At 50.4% G+C, this 17,888-nt stretch carries 20 protein-coding genes and 2 pseudogenes; 6 read left to right on the top strand and 16 right to left on the bottom strand.

Annotation, left to right across the window (positions count from 1 at the left end):
* Positions 1-290: 290 nt before the first annotated feature.
* From JCM13996_RS04740 to JCM13996_RS04700, 10 genes are all read right to left on the bottom strand, one after another.
* Positions 291-659, bottom strand: coding sequence for an NADPH-dependent FMN reductase family protein (locus JCM13996_RS04740; RefSeq protein ID WP_054750050.1), 369 nt, complete (start codon positions 657-659; stop codon positions 291-293).
* A gap of 39 nt (positions 660-698) precedes the next feature.
* Complete coding sequence (locus JCM13996_RS04735; protein ID WP_054750048.1) at positions 699-992, bottom strand: carboxymuconolactone decarboxylase family protein; 294 nt, start codon at positions 990-992, stop codon at positions 699-701.
* Positions 993-1,031: 39 nt separating this feature from the next.
* Positions 1,032-1,445 carry a cupin domain-containing protein gene (locus JCM13996_RS04730; protein ID WP_054750046.1) on the bottom strand — a complete coding sequence of 138 codons (414 nt, stop codon included), beginning with the start codon at positions 1,443-1,445 and terminating at the stop codon, positions 1,032-1,034.
* A gap of 149 nt (positions 1,446-1,594) precedes the next feature.
* The gene (locus JCM13996_RS04725) at positions 1,595-2,473 is read right to left on the bottom strand and encodes a LysR family transcriptional regulator (protein ID WP_054750044.1); all 879 of its coding nucleotides are present in this window, start codon (positions 2,471-2,473) and stop codon (positions 1,595-1,597) included.
* A 495-nt stretch (positions 2,474-2,968) separates the two neighbouring features.
* A complete protein-coding gene (locus JCM13996_RS04720) occupies positions 2,969-3,412 on the bottom strand; it encodes a substrate-binding domain-containing protein (RefSeq protein WP_162205185.1) in 444 nt (147 codons plus the stop codon).
* Entirely contained in the window at positions 3,378-3,938 is a 561-nt protein-coding gene (locus tag JCM13996_RS04715; RefSeq protein WP_054750040.1) for a LacI family DNA-binding transcriptional regulator, read from the bottom strand. The genes JCM13996_RS04720 and JCM13996_RS04715 overlap by 35 nt, the downstream gene beginning before the upstream one ends.
* 238 nt (positions 3,939-4,176) lie before the next feature.
* Positions 4,177-5,115: a phosphoglycerate dehydrogenase gene (locus tag JCM13996_RS04710; protein ID WP_054750038.1), complete on the bottom strand. Its 939-nt coding sequence runs from the start codon at positions 5,113-5,115 to the stop codon at positions 4,177-4,179.
* 18 nt (positions 5,116-5,133) lie between these two features.
* Positions 5,134-5,751, bottom strand: coding sequence for an AEC family transporter (locus JCM13996_RS04705; protein WP_082383831.1), 618 nt, complete (start codon positions 5,749-5,751; stop codon positions 5,134-5,136).
* Between the two features lie 171 nt (positions 5,752-5,922).
* Complete coding sequence (locus JCM13996_RS12875) at positions 5,923-6,084, bottom strand: AEC family transporter (protein ID WP_369395696.1); 162 nt, start codon at positions 6,082-6,084, stop codon at positions 5,923-5,925.
* Positions 6,085-6,095: 11 nt separating this feature from the next.
* Positions 6,096-7,532 carry an FGGY family carbohydrate kinase gene (locus tag JCM13996_RS04700; protein ID WP_054750033.1) on the bottom strand — a complete coding sequence of 479 codons (1,437 nt, stop codon included), beginning with the start codon at positions 7,530-7,532 and terminating at the stop codon, positions 6,096-6,098.
* A 215-nt stretch (positions 7,533-7,747) separates the two neighbouring features.
* On the opposite strand from JCM13996_RS04700, the gene JCM13996_RS04695 reads away from it, so the two are divergent.
* Together JCM13996_RS04695 and JCM13996_RS10830 are read left to right on the top strand one after the other, a co-directional pair.
* Positions 7,748-8,527: a dihydrodipicolinate synthase family protein gene (locus JCM13996_RS04695; RefSeq protein ID WP_054750032.1), complete on the top strand. Its 780-nt coding sequence runs from the start codon at positions 7,748-7,750 to the stop codon at positions 8,525-8,527.
* Between the two features lie 44 nt (positions 8,528-8,571).
* On the top strand, positions 8,572-8,715 hold the full coding sequence (locus JCM13996_RS10830; protein ID WP_156321865.1) for a hypothetical protein: 144 nt from the start codon (positions 8,572-8,574) through the stop codon (positions 8,713-8,715).
* A 216-nt stretch (positions 8,716-8,931) separates the two neighbouring features.
* Here the strand turns inward: JCM13996_RS10830 and JCM13996_RS04690 are convergent.
* The 3 genes and pseudogenes from JCM13996_RS04690 to JCM13996_RS10430 all read right to left on the bottom strand — a co-directional run bounded on the left by JCM13996_RS04690 (position 8,932) and on the right by JCM13996_RS10430 (position 10,754).
* Positions 8,932-9,326: pseudogene (locus tag JCM13996_RS04690) on the bottom strand (iron-sulfur cluster biosynthesis family protein).
* A 127-nt stretch (positions 9,327-9,453) separates the two neighbouring features.
* Entirely contained in the window at positions 9,454-10,299 is an 846-nt protein-coding gene (locus tag JCM13996_RS04685) for an oxidoreductase (RefSeq protein ID WP_054750030.1), read from the bottom strand.
* 233 nt (positions 10,300-10,532) lie between these two features.
* Complete coding sequence (locus JCM13996_RS10430; protein WP_082383829.1) at positions 10,533-10,754, bottom strand: tautomerase family protein; 222 nt, start codon at positions 10,752-10,754, stop codon at positions 10,533-10,535.
* A 296-nt stretch (positions 10,755-11,050) separates the two neighbouring features.
* On the opposite strand from JCM13996_RS10430, the pseudogene JCM13996_RS12870 reads away from it, so the two are divergent.
* Positions 11,051-11,149: pseudogene (locus JCM13996_RS12870) on the top strand (LysR family transcriptional regulator); the annotation flags it as partial.
* A 22-nt stretch (positions 11,150-11,171) separates the two neighbouring features.
* Positions 11,172-11,786, top strand: coding sequence for a LysR family transcriptional regulator (locus JCM13996_RS04675; protein WP_054750028.1), 615 nt, complete (start codon positions 11,172-11,174; stop codon positions 11,784-11,786).
* A gap of 80 nt (positions 11,787-11,866) precedes the next feature.
* Here the strand turns inward: JCM13996_RS04675 and JCM13996_RS04670 are convergent, their stop codons facing one another.
* Positions 11,867-12,838, bottom strand: a complete 972-nt coding sequence (locus JCM13996_RS04670; protein ID WP_054750026.1) for an alcohol dehydrogenase catalytic domain-containing protein — start codon at positions 12,836-12,838, stop codon at positions 11,867-11,869.
* Between the two features lie 288 nt (positions 12,839-13,126).
* Entirely contained in the window at positions 13,127-15,664 is a 2,538-nt protein-coding gene (locus JCM13996_RS04665) for a M1 family metallopeptidase (protein ID WP_054750024.1), read from the bottom strand.
* A gap of 345 nt (positions 15,665-16,009) precedes the next feature.
* Here JCM13996_RS04665 and JCM13996_RS04660 point away from each other — a divergent pair, with 345 nt between their 5' ends.
* Together JCM13996_RS04660 and JCM13996_RS11640 are read left to right on the top strand one after the other, a co-directional pair.
* Complete coding sequence (locus tag JCM13996_RS04660) at positions 16,010-16,501, top strand: TVP38/TMEM64 family protein (RefSeq protein ID WP_225353469.1); 492 nt, start codon at positions 16,010-16,012, stop codon at positions 16,499-16,501.
* Positions 16,425-16,598, top strand: a complete 174-nt coding sequence (locus JCM13996_RS11640; RefSeq protein ID WP_225353487.1) for a VTT domain-containing protein — start codon at positions 16,425-16,427, stop codon at positions 16,596-16,598. Before JCM13996_RS04660 ends, JCM13996_RS11640 begins: the two co-directional genes overlap by 77 nt.
* Before the next feature lie 44 nt (positions 16,599-16,642).
* On the opposite strand, the gene JCM13996_RS04655 is transcribed toward JCM13996_RS11640, so the two are convergent.
* The gene (locus JCM13996_RS04655; protein WP_225353468.1) at positions 16,643-17,863 is read right to left on the bottom strand and encodes an MFS transporter; all 1,221 of its coding nucleotides are present in this window, start codon (positions 17,861-17,863) and stop codon (positions 16,643-16,645) included.
* Between the last annotated feature and the right edge of the window lie 25 nt (positions 17,864-17,888).

The following is a 17,888-nucleotide window of genomic DNA, read 5'->3' as shown; positions in this document are numbered from 1 at the left end:
CCAATCTTATGCCCAGCCTGGCACCAGCAGTAGCATGATCCTGCACGTGGTGCGTGTGCAACTATTGGTGTCCACAAAAAAAGTTGCTACTATGCTCCCTTGTAGCGTAGTGACAACTTTAACTTATTTAGTCTGTGTATTACCGGCCGCTAGTCAGATCAGCCTCTCTGAGCCAGTGCGTCACCGCACAGCCGGCCTGGTCGACGCGGTCCCCGCGCACCGGGAGGCCCATTGCGACCACCGCCATGGGGCACAAACGCCGAATGGTCGTGAGGCTGGTGCCAAAACGACTACCAGCGTGCGTGCAAAACGGCAGGATCGTCATGTGCGGTTGGTACACCTGCCGTAGCCACGACGCCACGGGGCGGGGTAAGTCCCCCCCACCAAATCGGAAATCCAAGTAGCAACACGTCACCTTGCAATGGTGCCGGGGTCAAGACATCTGGCCATGACCGTTGCTCGTACTCCCGCCGCGTGCGGTCGATCGTGGCCTGGTAATCGTCCGGATAGGGCTGCTGTGGCACGATAGCCTGTGCTGGCAGCCCCAGGGTCGTCGCAATGTCGTCAGCCAACCGTGCCGTATGCCCGACCGCTAGTCGCTGCGGTTGCCCAGCAACAACGTCCATCCCCGCACGGGAAAAATACGCCAATGTTGTCATGCGGTAGCCACCTCCCGTGTGCGACTCAGGAGGGAACCGTTACTGGTCCTCACCAAAGATGTCCTTGGCCAATCCGAATGTGGACCACGCCTTTGGCCAGCCGGCGTAGAAGGACAGGTGGGTGATCAGCGCGACCATTTCTTTGCGGGTAACCCCGTTTTGCTTGGCGATCCGCATGTGGGCCTCCAGCTGTGGGAACAATCCCTGGGCCATCAACGCTGCACACGTGATGAGGCTCCGGTCCCGCGCAGACAACTCGTCCTCTTTGGCCCACACTTCGCCAAACAGTACGTCATCATTCAAAGCCGCGAACTGGGGTGCAAAGTCGCCCAACTGGTCGCGTCCAGCAGTTTGTTTTTTTTAGCCATGACGTTAGTCCTCCAATGCTGCGTATTCCGCATCGCTGACTGGTTCCAACCACTCCGGCGTGCCCGCCGTGATGGCAATGTGACTGAACCAGCTATCCTTAGTGGCACCGTGCCAGTGCTTGACCCCATCGTGCGTGATCACCACGTCGCCCGGGTGTAATTTCCGCGCCGGCTTGCCGGCTTCTTGGTACCAGCCTTCGCCACCCGTAACGAGTAACAGTTGGTAGCCATTGTGGTGAATGTGCCAGTTATTGCGGCAACCAGGCTCAAAGGTGACGTTGCCGACGCCCACGTTCACGTCCGGATCAGCGACCAGTGACGCCAAGTAACTTTGCCCGACGAAATACTGTGCGTACGAGTCGTCCTTGTCGCCCATCGGGAAAATGCCGTTCTTAACGGCTGCTTCATTGTTAGCCATAAGTTTGTGCCTCCTATGCACGTTTTGATTACAAGGGTAACTCTACACTCTTGCAACTTATTCGTGAAATGCCTAGTTAACATGTATCTATACGCGGTGTGTATAGGTACAAAAAAAGGCGGCTTGACGCCGTCTATAACCGTACTGATTTAACTAAAAGCTTCCCGGAACCGCCGGATATAATCCGCCACCAACGGCGTCAATACCCGGTTACGCCGCCACACTAGCACGCAATGGGTCGATAACGTCGGGGACAACGGCAAAAATTTGAGCCGGTCGTGATCTACGTCGCGGTTGACGCCCTCAATGCTCAACGCCATGCCGACCTGTCGTTCAACTAGTGGCACGACGTTGAAATTGAGGTTAAAATGCCCGATAATGTGCGGCGGTTCCGCCCCCGCCAACCAGTGGTCCAGCATGGTCCGCACAGCTGGCCGTTCCGACATAATCAGGGGTAAGCCGCCCATATCCTGGGGCGTGATGACGTCACGCGTTGCCAAAAAGGCTTCCCGGGCCATGAGCAAGCCCCAACGCTCAACCCGCGGCAGTCTTAGCGATTCGTACTTAGTGGTATCTACGGGCTCCAGCAGGACGGCCACGTCCACCAAGCCTTTGTCCAGCTGATCCGTGATAATAGCCCCATCGCCAGTGGTAATGCTAAAGGTTACTTCCGGGTACTCCGCCGTCATCTCCTCCAGCATCATCGCCATGGTAGCGGAATTATCGGCCTCCACGCAACCAATGCGTAGATTACCGGTCATGACGGCGCGCTGGCGGTCCGTAAACGCCTGTTCAGTTTGCTGGGTGAGGGATAAAATTTCCTGGGCCCGACTCCGCAAAAAGACCCCCGCCTCGGTTAACGTGAGCCGGTTGTGCTCCCGGTCAAAGAGTTGCGTATCCAACTCGTCTTCCAGCGCTTGAATCTGACGACTCACCGTTGGCTGGGTGACGTGCAGGCGTCGCGCCGCTTCGGAAACCGTACCGGCATCCGCCACCGTCCAAAAATATTCGAGTAACCGCAACTCCATGGATTATACCTGCCCTCAATAGTTAATTCCGTTTATACACCATGCGTATATTATACAGCACTGCGGCACCGTGGGGTAACTTCTGACCGACAGGCCGTAATACCGACAAAGACGGCAGCCATCATGATGATGACTGCCACTGATATTACAATTCACCCTACAACGACTTGCCGTACAACGATGCTACCATTGCTAGTCCGCACGTGAACCTGGGCCGTAATATCAGCAATTTTTTTCAATTTATCGTACTGATCCTGCCTAAAGGAAATACACACCATAATTGTGCAAGCCACAATTTGATCCACCTTTCGTGTTTTTCACCCTTGGACACCTACATGGTAGAGACTCAAGGATATTAAGGTAGCACCAAATATGACCGTAAATTGCCCCATCAAAGATGCATACATAAATCTTCCTTTCCCACTCCCACGCAAAAGTCCAAAAATCCTCGCAACTTCAAAAAAAAGTTACGAGGATTGTTGTCTTTATTTAGTATCACATCGATTCACGCCGAATAATCTTATACGGCACGCTCAAATTCTGAGGACGAAAATCGTTATTCGTCAACCTTTCAATAATAATATCCACAACACTGGCCTTACTCAATTCTACAGTGGTCATTGAAGGTGTGATGATGTTAGTAACATCATAGTTTTCGACGCCAGAAAGCAAAATATCTTTGCCTGGAATTATTTTACTTTCCATCAAATAGCGAAAAATACCTAGTGACAGTTTATCCATAGCAGTCACCACTGCATCATACTGCTTAAATTCAATGTCCCTAGCCATCTCATAAGCTTTGTTGATATTGCATTCACATTCAAGATAATGGTAAGTGAGCTTGGCCTCCTCAACTGCTCGCATAAACCCGTCAAAACGTTTGGAACCAACCTCGATATCATCCTTAAAAGTGCCAACGTACAAAATTTTTTTTAGCACCCGCACCAATTGCAATATTTGTCATTTCATACATCATCCGAGAATTATCGTAATTGATATTGATACAATTTCCGTAAACCTGACCGTATGAAAAGATTGGTGTGCTAGTTGTATTAATCACTGCCTGCACATCCTTGCGAACCCGTCGCGGTTTGTAAATAATCGCTTTATAGCCTTTGTTAATGATAAATTGCAACAATTCGGCCTCTGGCCTAGTTGAACCTTCAACAGTGTAGTAATCGACAACGTACCCATTCTTCAGTAGCCGATCATTCAATCGCTGAATAAAGTCCGAAGTGAGGTATGCATTGAATTTAGGAATCAAAACTGCAATTCTATCCAGTAGATTTTCCGAATCCGATTTGCTAGACACAACACTCGTTTTATAGCCTAAACGCTGCGCCGTCTGTAGGATTATCTTCTGATCCTCTTCTTTGATGGCACCAGTGCCACTAATCGCACGTGATACTTTTGAAACAGAAAAGCCAGTTTCCTTCGCAATATCCTTCAACGTGACTTTACTCATACACAACCCCACCTAGTAATTTAGATTAACCGCTTGCAAATCGGCAAATCAACTGATTTTAAAACTTAGTTTGAACAACCTTTAAGGATATTTTACTTGTACTGATATTTTTTTTGCAATTTACTTAGCCACTTATTTGTGCTAATTTTTCAATAATTGCACAACTTTGATTATGTAAAAAAAAGAGGAATGTCGTTACAGGCATTCCCGCATAAAAAGCCACCATATCAAATAGACATCATTTCAAATTATCGATCACATTCTGAGCGGCATGCAATCCAAGATTCTTACTAGACTCAACGGATTGCCCACCAACGTGTGGAGTCCCAATAACGTTGTCCAAAGTCAACAACTTGTTACCAACGGGGGGTTCACCCTCAAAAACGTCCAACCCTGCAGCTTTAACCTTACCAGACTTTAACGCCGCAAAAAGGGCATCTTCATCAATGAGCTCACCACGTGCTGCATTAACTATGATGACCCCATCCTTCATTTTCTTGATAGCGTCTGCATTGATCATGTGATGATTATCTTTGGTTGCCGGAGAATGCAACGTGATGAAATCAGACTTTGTTAGAACTTCATCAAGCGAAACGATGTTTGCATCATAATCCCCACTTTTCGCAGCGCCCAGCTTCAAGAATGGATCATAGGCAATAACCTTCATGTTAAAGCCCATCGCAATCCGCGCAATGGTCCGACCAATTGCACCAAACCCAATAATACCAATTGTTTTACCAAACAAATCACTCTGAATTGCAGTGGCGCCGTAATCCCCATTCTTTGCTTTGAGCTCATGTGCCTCATGGTAGAGGTTACGATTGGCAGCCATGAGTAACAACCAGGCCATTTCAGCGGTACTCTCGCGATTAGCTCCAGGCGTATTTGTAACCTTAATTCCCCGCTCCTTGGCTAGTTCAAGATCGACATTATTCAACCCCACGCCTTGTTTGGAAACTACCTTGAGATTAGGGCAGTTATCAAAAACTACCTGACCAACCTTATCGGAACCGACAATAACCGCGTCAGCATCACCAATCAGTTTAGCAATTTTGTTCTCGTCATAAACATCAAAGTTACGTTTAATTTCGACATCAAAGCCGGCATCTCTCAACATCCGAATTGGCTTGTCGTCCAGCTTTGCGAATGAACGTGCTAAACTTACTACCTTTGTCATGACTAAAACCTCCAATTATTAAGCAACTATATTCAACACTAAAATTAACCAAATAGGCACTGTGGCCGCCGACAGTAACGTAGTAAAGGTGATTAATGATGCAGCCAGCTCCTTCTGAATATTAAATTGACCAGCAAGAATACCCCCCGTAGCAGCAGTAGGCATAGCAGTCATTACAACTGGGATAGCTAGTGTCCAGCTCCGTGCACCGATCAAGTACAAAATTACTAGCATTAAGGCTGGCACGACCAGCAGCTTGCAAGCCGCAAAGTACCAAACTTGAAAATCTTTAAGAACTGCACCAATTTTAGAATCAGCTAGCATGGCACCGATTACGACCATTGACATCGGTGTATTGCAACTTGAAACAGTAGTAAATACGTCCTTAACAGGGTCCAATACTACGTTAGCACTGGCTGGAACAAATCTTTGCAAAATCCACCAAACATACCCCAAAACACAAGCAATAATCACAGGATTAGTTAGAGTGTTTAAAATGCCCTTTTTGTTCATCGGCTGTTTGGTAAACTGAGCGTAACCAATGGACCACAGGTAAATATTGAATGGCAAATTAAATACCGATGCAAAGAACAAACCATTGCTCCCAAAAAGTGCTTGAGCAAATGGATAACCCATGAACACACCATTATTGTAAGTAGTATCAAATTGGAAAAGCCGTTTCTTATCGTCATCTTTGACAAAAAAAGTAAAACAATTTCGTAACTACTAATTGCATCACAGGGTAGAAGAGAATAGCCGCTCCAATAAGAACCATAGACGTCTTTGCCTTAGCCCAATCAAACGGAGTTAAAAAAAAGCTGCAAAAACCGCAAATGGAATAATGAACTTAATCAGAAAGTTATTCAGACCTTTCTGCAATTCCGGGGAGATGACATTGATCTTCTTTAGAACAAAACCAATTGCAATAAGGAGAATGATCGTAACTATCTTTTGATAGCCGGCCAACATGTTGATACCCATTATTTTTCGCCCCCAATCAGTGCTGCAAACGTACTCTTATCCTCATTGACATGGAAATCAGTCGAGTTATAAAAGTTTGCTAGATAGTCGGCCATTTCCTTCCATTCCCCATAAGCATGTACATACTTCATCGTCGGGTTATAAACCCGGTTTAAATACTGACTTTTAGTTGGGTGTTGATCAATTGCTTCAGCGGCAACATATGCGGCACCATAAGAACCAAGAAAATCAAATCCTTCCAGAATTCCCATAGGCACCGGCATAACACCAGCCAGATATTCCATGAGAATTTCAGATTTGGCACCACCACCAGCCACAACAAGCATTTCATTGTTATCGTGGACAACTTTATAAGCCTCGTTAAACATTGAAGCTAATGTGAATGCCACACCACGGAAAATTGCCGCTTGATAATCGTTAAGTGTGGACTTATCATTCCCGCCCAACATAGTTTCCTTTAAGGAGCTTGACCAATAAGGCGTTCGCTCACCATATTTCCACGGGAAGAACTTAATTGTGTTATTTGCTTTATTAGGAGAAACAGTCCAATCTTTGACAACATTAACATCACGAAAGTGATCGAGAACCGCAGAACCATTAGAGCTAATTCCACCCACACACCAAGTATTGTCGTCAACTGCGTACGTCCAAACACGATGAAAATCAATCTTAGAAATATCATTTACAAAAGCACGAACTGCCATAGACGTCCCAATATTCGCCGCTAAAGACGATGTCCCTGCCGACGCATACGAAGCAGATGGGCCATCACCCAATCCGCAAGCAACCATAATAGGGGATTCTTGCTTGACCTTGGGATTAATTACTTCTCCTACCGGCGCATTGAACTTATACAACTCTGGCATGTCCGCTTCATCAAAACCAGCAAGATGCAGTAACTCAGTGTTCCACGTACGGTCCCGAACGTTCATAAATCCGTAAGAGGAAATGTTGCAGTAATCTCCTGCAAGCTTTCCTGTTAAAGCACGAATAATTGCTTCCTGTAAACCATAAGGTTGGATTTCACCGTGAAAATTATTATCCTTTTTCGCAGCTAAAATCTTATACGATGGGAAAAGAGTATCAACGGGGCATCCAGAAATATCAACGTATTTTTCTAGAATTTTCTCAACCTCTGGATCCTTATGCCACGGGACATTCCACTGGTAAACAACCTCTTTACCATCACGCTTGACAACAAATGAATACATCTGTATGGATAACGCTACTGATTTTACTATTAGTTTTTCTGCGACACGATTAATTGAGTCAATAATAGTATCTACAAAGCGATTAACCGTTGAAACACCAACATCAATCGCCGGTTCCCTATAACGTGCAACAAAATTTTCAATTACTTTATCTTGATTAATAGAATACACACTGACCTTCAAGCCTGATGTGCCAACATCAAGACCGAGTGTTGCTTCTTCCATGGGCGAATGCCTCCATATCTACCAAAAAGTGTTGTATTCAGGAAAGCGCTTCCTTTCGAAATTCATACTATCCCGAGTGAAATATTTTGTCAACAAATTTGCTGAAACTTTTTTTCTGAATTTTTTTCAAGTTGTGTGTTGACAACTGAAATATTTTTCACTATCATTCGAGATGTAAGTTGGTAACGATTTCAAAACACATGGAGGCTTTTGTTATGTCAGATATTTCTGGTGTCATTTCACCTTGCATTACGTTGTTCAAGGAAGATGGTTCGGTTGACGAACCAGCCACCCTTGATTTGTGGACATACTTCTTTGCTAATGGTGTAGATGGGTTATTTGTAACTGGGTCTTACGGGTTAGGACCACTGATGACAAATGATGAGCGACTTAGCCTGTTTAAGGTAGCCGTCAAGGCTCGTGAAAAGTTCCCAGATCGTAAACTAATTGCACACGTCGGTGCCGCTGACACAAAGTCGGCTGTAGAGTTGGCAACCCAAGCCGAAGCATTGGGCTTTGACGCAGTAGCCGCAGTTGCACCATGGTACAATAAGTACTCTGAAGACTTAATTTTTGATTACTTCAAGACGATTATTCAGTCTGTCAACATCCCTACTTATGCGTACAACAATCCCAAGACTTCGGGTTTCATGTTCACTCTCGATTTTGTTAAGAAGTTACAGGCTGTTGGCCTTAAAGGCCTAAAAGACGCCTCGGTTGACTTCAAGTTTCTATCCTCAGTGTTCTACGACGCAAAGCTTAATCACAAAGATTTCCATGTTATCCTCGGCACTGAAAATTGTTGGTTGACTTGGTCACAAATGGGCGGTGATACCATCATTGGCGGAATGACTAACTACGTCCCAGATGTGGACTACAAGATTAAGAAGATTTTTGAAACAAACAATTATGAAGCAAAAATCAAGCATACACCCTTGCAACTAACTTCCGGAAGCAAATTTTGTTCACTGACTCCACCATCTCCTCACACGTAGCCCTTAAGGCTGAGGGACGTTACGCTGGGTTTTCGCGCGCGCCAATGGAAGTACCTTACACTGACGAACACATCAATAATGCAAAGAAGCTGATTACTGGCATCCGCCGCGACATTGATGCTTTGATTAAGGAATATAACTTTGATATCCCTGAGCCGGAGACACTGTCGACGGCATCAGCAAAGTAAGTCTGTTTTTAATCGAAGAAGCAAATTTTTTTTACCTATACAATACAGAAAGTGGCAATCACTGCTCCTCAGTGGTTGCCATTTTTTTGTTCGCCAACAATATAATCTGAAGCACTACTTATCTGCAGAATGATCATTAGAACAAGTTTTGCGAACTCACCACATAAAAATTCCCCGCAACGCCACGGCGTCACGGGGAATCATTGTCAATTGGTGTTAGCAGGTCTCGCCAGCAACCGTCAGGCCCTGCTTGAAGGCCGCCAGGATATCCGCACCTTTGGCCATCGTGACCGCACCATCGATGTGGTGAGCGTCATCCTTCAGGTCAATGGCGTAATGCTTGAAATCGAGCACCGCACCATGTTCCAGGAAGAACAGGTCATAATCTGACGTGTACAGGTCTAACCCCGCATCGTTTTCGAGGCGCACGTTGTAGTCAGGGTCCGGTGCATCCAGCTCAATTAAACTGAACTTCGAACCGATGGTGCACGCCCCACCCTGGAGGGAGTAGCGCCCACCACCATCATCCGCAATCAGCAGCAAAGTCTTGTCCGCCAAGCCTTTGCGCCGCATCAGTCCATGAAACTGTCCGTCAACTTAATCTGTGCCATGCTACCAACCTCCTGTGTTCCCAGCAGTAACTTACTATTAATAACCATTTACAGTATGCCACTTTGCTCCCCATCATTCAATGACGGGTGTAATTATCTGGAAACAAGGGCCATTAACGCGAACCGACTACTTTTCTGGCTGGTCAGCGGAGGCCGACAGGTCGTGCAGGCGCTTGAAATCAGCCAGGGTCTGCTCGTACTTGTTGATGGCCGTGTCACTAGCAATTTTGCCTAGGGGCAGGCGTAGTGGCAAGCTGTCCCGGTGGTTAGTCACCTGGTCGTAGATAATCTGTGCAGCTTTGTCAGGGTCACCAGGCTCGTGGTGCGCACCCTCTTCGTTACCTTCAATGAAATCGGCAAACTGCTTGTAGTCATCAATCTTGGGCATTGCTTTGTTGGATGAACGACCAGCCCAGTCGGTCCGGAAGCCACTTGGCTCGATCAACATCAGCTTAATGTTCAGGTCAGCAACTTCCTTAGCCAACGACTCCGTCATCCCCTCAACGGCATACTTGGTACCGTGGTAGAAGGACAAAGTAGGGAAGGAGAACAAGCCACCAATGGAAGAGAAGTTGACGATGGTACCTTCATGCTGCTGCCGCATCGTTGGCAAAGCGGCACGGGTCATGTCAACCAAGCCCCAAACGTTCACATCAAACATGTACTTGACCTGGTCACGGTCGCTTTCCTCAAACGTACCAAAGTAGCCCAAGCCGGCGTTGTTAATGAGTACGTCCAACGCACCAAACTTATCGACGGTGGCTTTGACTGCGGCGGCAATTTCGTCGCGGTCAGTTACGTCGAGGCGTTGCTTCAGAATCTGACCGTGATCAAATTCATCCAGGTAGGATAACTGTTCTGGGTGCCGTGCTGTGGCCACCACGTTGACATCTGGCTGTTTAGCCAAGAACGTCGCCAAGGAACGACCAAAACCGGTGGAAGTACCGGTAATTAACCATGTTTTTGCTGTCATATTATTACTCCTTTGTCATGTGTCCTAATCAACAAAACTGACTCTACGACTTAAACACGAGTTTAAGTCAACACTTATTTTAAAAAAAGTGACATTTTTCTGGAGATAACTAACATTACCGCTAGTTATTACCCATATTGCGACCACAATCAAAGCGACCCCCACCAGATTATGCATCCAGTGCGAGCCGCTAAACCGATCAATAATAATATGACGCGCTGTGTTCGTGCCGACTACCCCTGCACGTACCGATCCTCCTGGGTCCGACCGCCGTAACCCCAATCAGCCGAATCCACCGTATGCACCACTACGTAGCTAGTCTCGGCAACATCGCCAAAGATGTCTTGCATGTGTGCAAAGGATTGGCGGATGAAGGCGGCCTCCTGGTCACGTGTGTTCGTCCCCGCGGTCACCTTAATTTCGACATAAAACCCCGTTTGGTGCGCCGCGGCCATTGATTGTCCACCCACAAACACGTGTGCGGATCCCGAAACTGCACGTCAGCCACGGCGGCAGCGGCGTTCTTACCCAGCGTGTTCACTGCCAATTGTGTGACCATAGCGGCGACCTGATCTGTGGGGTGATCCTATTGGTTAGTAGCAATACGTACCCGAATATATGGCATATTAATTCCTCCTCAAATCATTCTGCTTAACTTACCTTTAGTTTGAGTGTACGTGGTTTCAAGCGCTGTGCATATTACCAAAATGTGTTAGGGTTATCGTAATTAGTGATAGGGGGTACGCAAACCATGCAACTTAATGACCTCGAGATTTTCCGCCAACTCTATGAATTGCACTCCATTAACGCTACGGCCCGCGCACTCGGCTTTGCCCAATCAAACATCACTGCGCGGCTGCAAAGCCTGGAGCGTGAATTTAACGTGCAGCTCTTTCACCGTAGTCACCAGGCATTACCCCCACCAAGCTGGCACCGAGTTTTACGCGTACGCCACCGCAGCGCTCAAGGCGACCGCGCGGCTGCGGGCCCACCTGCATCCGGACAATGCCCGTCCCCAGGCCATCATTTCCACATTGCTCTTCAATTACCTCACTAGCTACCGCCACGTACTTAGCCTGCAGGATTATCAGTACCAGTTGCTCAGTTCAACGGCTATCCATACGCTGACCAATACCAGGGTAGCCACCGTGATCACCTACGCCCAATTTCAGCAACCGGATTACCAACCCGGCCCGTTGCACTACCTACCCGCGATGTTCTTACGGGCACCATCCGCGACCCCGAGCCTACCACTGCTCATCAATAGCGACCAGCAGTGTCCTTTTCGCGCCCGCTCGTTGCACTTTGCCGCACACCACCCGGTAACCACTCAGGCCATTGATTCATGGGCCGCCATCATTAACCTGGTGCGGGCTGGTCAGGGGGTAGCCTTGTTGCCTGCATACCTCACCCAAGACGATACGTTGACGCGCATCCCCGGTACTCCCGGCTACCGGGTGCCTTACCGCACCTACACCCGCCAATAAAAAATCCGGTTGGCACCGTATGTACCAACCGGATTTTTTATGTGCGTTAACCTTGTGCCACTTTAATAAACATTAGTTGATTATGCAAAGGTAGCCACTACTTTGCCCACAACCTTATCCGCAGCAATCATTTGTAGTCCAGTCACAATGTCGGCCGCCGGCACTACGCGTTCCACCTGGGGGTCCACCTGACCCGTTGCAATCAGCGCTAACAAGGCTTGGGCCATCCGTCCTAAGTCAGCGACCTGCCGGGGATCACCACTACGATGGGCGCCACCAAGATTGAGGTCACTGATGGCGAGGGCCTTGGCCCCCGGGGCCGTATCCGGCGTATCCAGAACACACACCAACTGGCCGTTATACGCCAAGCGGGACAAATCAGCAGCAGGCTGCCCAATCGTGTTGATGATCAGGTCCACCCCGAGACCATGTGTCCAGTCGGCCAAGCGTTGATCCACGTCTTCCGTACGGTAGTCAATCATCAAATCCGGGTGCAACCGGCCCACGAAGTCCTGTTTGTGGGCGGACACGGTCGTTGCGACCTGCTTACCAGCGGCACGCGCCAACTGAATCGCCATACTACCAACGCCGCCGGCACCCGCATGCACTAACACCGTGTCCACCGCAGTCAAGTTGGCTTTCCGGTACAACGCCTGGTAGGCCGTCAACCCGGCACAAAGACTACCAGCCGCCGTGACCCAACTGACATTGGTCGGAATCACCGCAAGCGCGGCCGCGGGCATGATCGCACACTCCGCAAAGGTGCCATCCTGAGCCAAGTCACCATGTCCGGCCACACGGTCGCCGACCCGTACGCGGGTCACGTTGGCCCCGACCGCCGCCACGGTGCCAGCAATATCGACCCCCACGGTGTGCGGAAACCGCCAAGCGGGGTTACCCGCTTGCACTACTTTATAATCGACCGGGTTTAACCCCACCGCCGCAGTACGTACCAATACCTGCTCTGGGCCTGGTTGCGGCACCGGCCGGTCGGTCCACGTTAACGCTTCAATTGTCCGTTGGTCTGACGCTGTTACTACTAATGCTCGCATTATGCCTCATACCTCCCTGGCCGGATCGATCTGCAGAGCGTGCCCACGTCAAACAGCGACTCGACCAAGCCGTCATTCAAAGTCACCCGTGCGCATTGTATGCCCGCCAACCAAAGTTAACTTATTTTAGCACGCATCCACAGGGATGGGGGTAACGCCAAGCGCCACGACCGCTGGGGCTGACCGCATAGTAAATACCGACAAGATTCCTGGGCAACCATAAAAATGCCCACCAATTAGTTAAGTGATTGGCGGGCGTTGTCCCTGAACTAGGCACCGATATTAAACTTACTTGTTCGTAGCCGTGGCTACTGCCGCATTAACGGCTGCCTGCTCATCGGTTACGAGCGCCACACGACTAGCGATCACCTTTGTATCCATGGTGATTTCACGCGTCAGGGCCGTGTCGCTGATCTTAGGTTCAAAGAAGGCCTTGAACTCGGCCAAGCGGGCCGGCGTCTTGAAGATGCCCGCGATGACAGTAATATACGTTGGGAACTCCATATCGCCGCCGACGGTCTCTTCCAGCCAGGACCACTCGTTGCGCAACCAGTCCCAAGCCGCTTGCTGGCCAGCGTCATTCGCTAGTAAACCGCGGAACCAAGACCGCAAATCCTGCGGCTTGATGATGTTAGCATCCTCAAACATGTCCACTAACCGCTTGATCAGTACCGAATCAGTGGTCGTCGTCAATGCCTGGGCAATGTCAGCCCGGTAAATAGCATCCGCGGTGGCGCGGGAAGCGGCCACCAACTGGTCGAAGAGCGCCGCGCTACCAAAGTGCTTCACTTCGTTAGTCAGCACAAACACACGCGTTGCGGCCGGCAAGGCCCCAGGATTGTCCGCGTACTGCTGGAACAAGCTGTGGGCCGCCGCAATGCTATCTGGGTTCTCCGCGTACAACGCGGCACTCAGGACGTACGGCCGGGTCAACTCATCGTCGTTAGACTCGCCAGCTCGCGGCGTCCAGCCCAGACGTGCGACCTGATCAGCACTCAGCTGGTCGTAGAAACGCTTGAGTTGCTGTTCAGCTGCCGACTCTGGCGCCACAAACTTCTTCAGGTTGCTTGCAACTAGGTAGAGGGCGTCATTAACTACCGATGCTTGGCTGGCTGCAAACCGCGGCAGTAACGGCACTACGTCGGCATATGAAATCTGCCGACCCTCAGCCAACAGCCGCTGATCCTGCAACAACTGCAACTGACTAATTGGATCGAGCTGGTCCGCTTCCCGAAGAATGTCCTGCAGCAGCGTGTCGTCGTAACGTACGATGAAGTGGGAGTTATTGCCCACGTTCAGGCGGAACGGCTGACCGTTAGCCTGCCGTAACTGGGCGTAATCGCCCAACGTAATGGTGGCATCCTTCATGATGGTTGGTGCCGCGTCGTAGTTGGCGTTCAACGGAATCTGCCATAGCCGGCCGGCATCCTGACCGGCACCGATAAAGAACTGCTGCTGACTCAGGGTCAGCTGGCCGTTTTCGACGCTCGCCGTCACGACCGGGTACCCCGGCTGGTTCAACCATGAGTGCATGATAGCCCCAACGTCGAGCCCGGAGGCAGCCCCTAGCGCAGCCCACAAGTCGTCCCCAGCCGCGTTACCGTAGTGGTGCGCTGCAAAGTAGGCCTTCAAGCCGGCGCGCATGGCGTCGTCCCCCAACAAGGCACGTACCATCACGAGCATCCGCGCCCCTTTGGCGTACACAATCGCACTATCAAAGAGGGCATCGATTTCCGCCGGGTTCTCTACTTCGACGTGCACGGACTGCACGCCATCAGTTGCGTCACGCTGCAGTGCCAATGGGGCTTCGGAAGTCTGGAACAACTCCCACACGTGCCACTCCGGTTCCAGCGCGTCGACAGCCACGTACTCCATCATGTTGGCAAAACTTTCATTCAGCCAGAGGTCATCCCACCACTTCATGGTGACCAGGTCGCCGAACCACTGGTGGGCTAACTCGTGGGCAATGACGGTCGCCACATGCTGCTTGGTACTCAGCGAAGTATTATCCGGATCTACGGTCAGGTAAGCTTCCCGGTAGGTCACCAGCCCCCAGTTTTCCATTGCGCCGGCCGAGAAGTCGGGTAGCGCTAACTGGTAGGAGTGTGGCAACGGGTATGGCGTCTGATAAAAGTCTTCATAGAATTCAATGGACCGCTTGGCGATGTCCAGGGCAAAATCGAGCTCCTTGGCGGCGTGGGCCTTGGTGGCAAAGACGCCGATTTCAACGCCACTCTTGGTATGCGTCAGCTTACTTTGCAGTTCGCCAAACGCAAAGGCAATCAGGTACGTGGACATCCGCTTGGTCGTGTCAAAGTAGTGCACGCCATTTTCGGTGTGCGTTTCGGGCATATTACTAATGATGGTCTCACCCGGGTGCTCGTCGAACTTGATCGCCAGGTTAAATGTAGCCTTGGCTTCCGGTTCGTCCACACACGGGAACGCCTGACGGGCGGCAGTGGTCTCAAACTGCGTGCCAATGATTTGCTTCTTCACCCCATCAACTTCGTAATACGACGGGTAGATGCCCATCATGGAATCAGTCAGTGGTGCGGCATAGTCGATGGTCAAAGTGGTTGCCCCGGCAGCGGGCAGCTCAATACGGATGGCCTCCGCGTCCTCGTCCAGCGTAAATGGTACCTTAGCACCGTTACTCTTGACGGCACTGATGGTCATGCCCTTTTGGTGGATCGCAATGGCTTGCGCCGTTGCGTTTCCTTTGATGACGGACTGGCCAGTGATTTGCTTGGTGGCGCGGTTCACGTCAATGTAGAGGTCGTAATGCTCAGGTTGAAATAGCGTGTAAAAATGTGTTAATGCCGGCATGTTTCTCTCCTCCGTTTAATGTTGTTCAGAATATCCTCATTATACGCCACCTTGCGCGCAATGACAGCTGGGCGACGTTGGCAATATGGGTTGATAAGTACTTTACCCTAACCGGGCCGGTTTGTGTGTGCAGGGCGGACCCCGTCGCCCCGGATGCCAGTACCAACTAGCGGCAACGCAACAGTTACAACTTTGGACCCACGACAGGGACGACAGATTTTGCCAAAATGAAGGTGGAATAGCGGTGGAAGCCTACTTTTTTTGTTAAAACTGGGTCGAGACCGTGTCGAAACCCCATCGGCAACCGATAATAGTCCTATCAAACCACGAAGGAGGTCAGAACGCATGGAGAGTTCCACCAAAGTTCAACGCGTCAGTCAACTGTGCGGCCTGGCCGTCATCATTACACTGGCTATCATTTGCTACCGCTTTGGCATCCTCTCATCGGTCGAACGCATCCAGGCGTTGGTGCACACCGCTGGTATTTGGGGACCCATCCTCTTTATCGGGCTCCAAATTATCCAGGTCACCTTTCCCATCATCCCTGGTGGTATGACGACCGTCGCTGCCGTCAGTATCTTTGGCCCGTTCTGGGGCTTTGTCTATAACTACGTTGGCGTGGGCCTGGGCTCAGTCATAGCGTTCCTCATCGTGCGTCAGGTGGGTCAGCCGTTTATCCACGCCGTCATCCCCCCCGAAGTTTGTCCACAAGTACGAACACTACCTGGACAACCAGCCGCGGTTCGACCGTCTCTTTGCCATCGCCATCCTGCTCCCTGTTGCACCCGACGACTTTCTCTGCATGCTCGCAGGGTTGACCAAAATGTCCCTGCGTAAGTTCGTGTGGATTATCGTACTGTGCAAGCCGTGGACGATTCTCGCCTACAGCATGGGGATGAATAAATTGATCATGCTGATGATTCAACACTTTTAGCCATATAAAAAGCGCCCACGTTGCCGTGAGCGTTTTATTTTGCCCTAATAAGTGGCCGGCATCCCCGCGGATCTACCCACCAAGCCAATTGACGCTAGTCCACACAGAATCATTACCGCGGCCATGCCCCAGTTGTCCAGCAACCCCGAGACGCTGACGAGTAGTCCCGCGATTACTGACGCCAACGGGTTGACCGCCATCATCGCGCCGGAATACACCCCGATGCGCGCGGGATTCATCATGTCAGCCCGCAGCGTTTGGCTGGATGGTACCACAAACATTTCCCCCAACGTCAGAATCACGGCGCTTAAAATGAGGGGCCAGAACCGGTCGCCAACAAAAGCCGACGCAAAGCCGAGGGCACTCAACGTCACCCCCAACGTATACGTGCGGGCGAGCCGCCACCCGCGACTGATGCGGGTAAACACGCCCATCAGCACCACAATCATTACGGTGTTCGTGATGGTGACCATTGATAGCATCCGTTGTCCGTAGAGGTGCAACCCCATGATGGTAGTCGGGTGAAAGTCTGCCCCGAGGTGCACCGCCAAGTAGTAATCCGGCTGGCTCGAGATGATGCACGCAAAGACCCAGCCAATCAAGAATAGGAGGTACCGTTGGTCGGTCATGACTTCCCGGTACGCGTGCACCAGCGACCGTAGGGAATTGGATACCGCCGCCGTGGCGTGCTCAATTTCCCGCATCCCCAGGCTCACGATGCCCAGGTTTACGATCGACACCACAATCATGCCGGTGAGTAATTCAAAGAGGTAGTCGCGAAAGAACCAGCCGCCCAGCGCCGACCCAATCATGACACTGATATTGACGATCCAGTAGCTAAGTGAGTATACGTACTGCCGGTTAGCCGGCGTCGACGCGTCAATAATCATCGCCTGTTCGGCGGGATTGGCCCCTGATGAACCGACCCCGGCAACGAGAAAACCAATAAAGGTCACCTGTGGGTCATGAATCCACGGACTATTCATGGCCGCAGCCACGGCGTACCCAACCGCAATCAGCAGGCCGCCACCGATCATGACCGGCTTGCGGCCATACACATCAGCTAAGTGGCCACCGTACAGCCCCGCCAGAAAGCTCGCTACCGAGACCGCAATCAGCAGGCCCCCAGTCACCAGCGTACCAAAGTAATGTGAGTAATAAATAGTCATGTTGGGTAAGACGGAACTATTCAAAATGGCGACCAGAAACATGGTCAGCATACGCAGCTTGAGGTTGCGATCCAACTGCAAGAATTCTTTCATCATACCCTCCCGTAATTCTAATCCCAGG

Origin of the sequence: Lacticaseibacillus thailandensis DSM 22698 = JCM 13996 (assembly GCF_001312865.1) — a bacterium.
GTDB lineage: Bacteria > Bacillota > Bacilli > Lactobacillales > Lactobacillaceae > Lacticaseibacillus > Lacticaseibacillus thailandensis.
The sequence above is the reverse complement of the archived record's forward strand: the minus strand, read 5'-3'. Positions and strand labels throughout refer to the sequence as shown.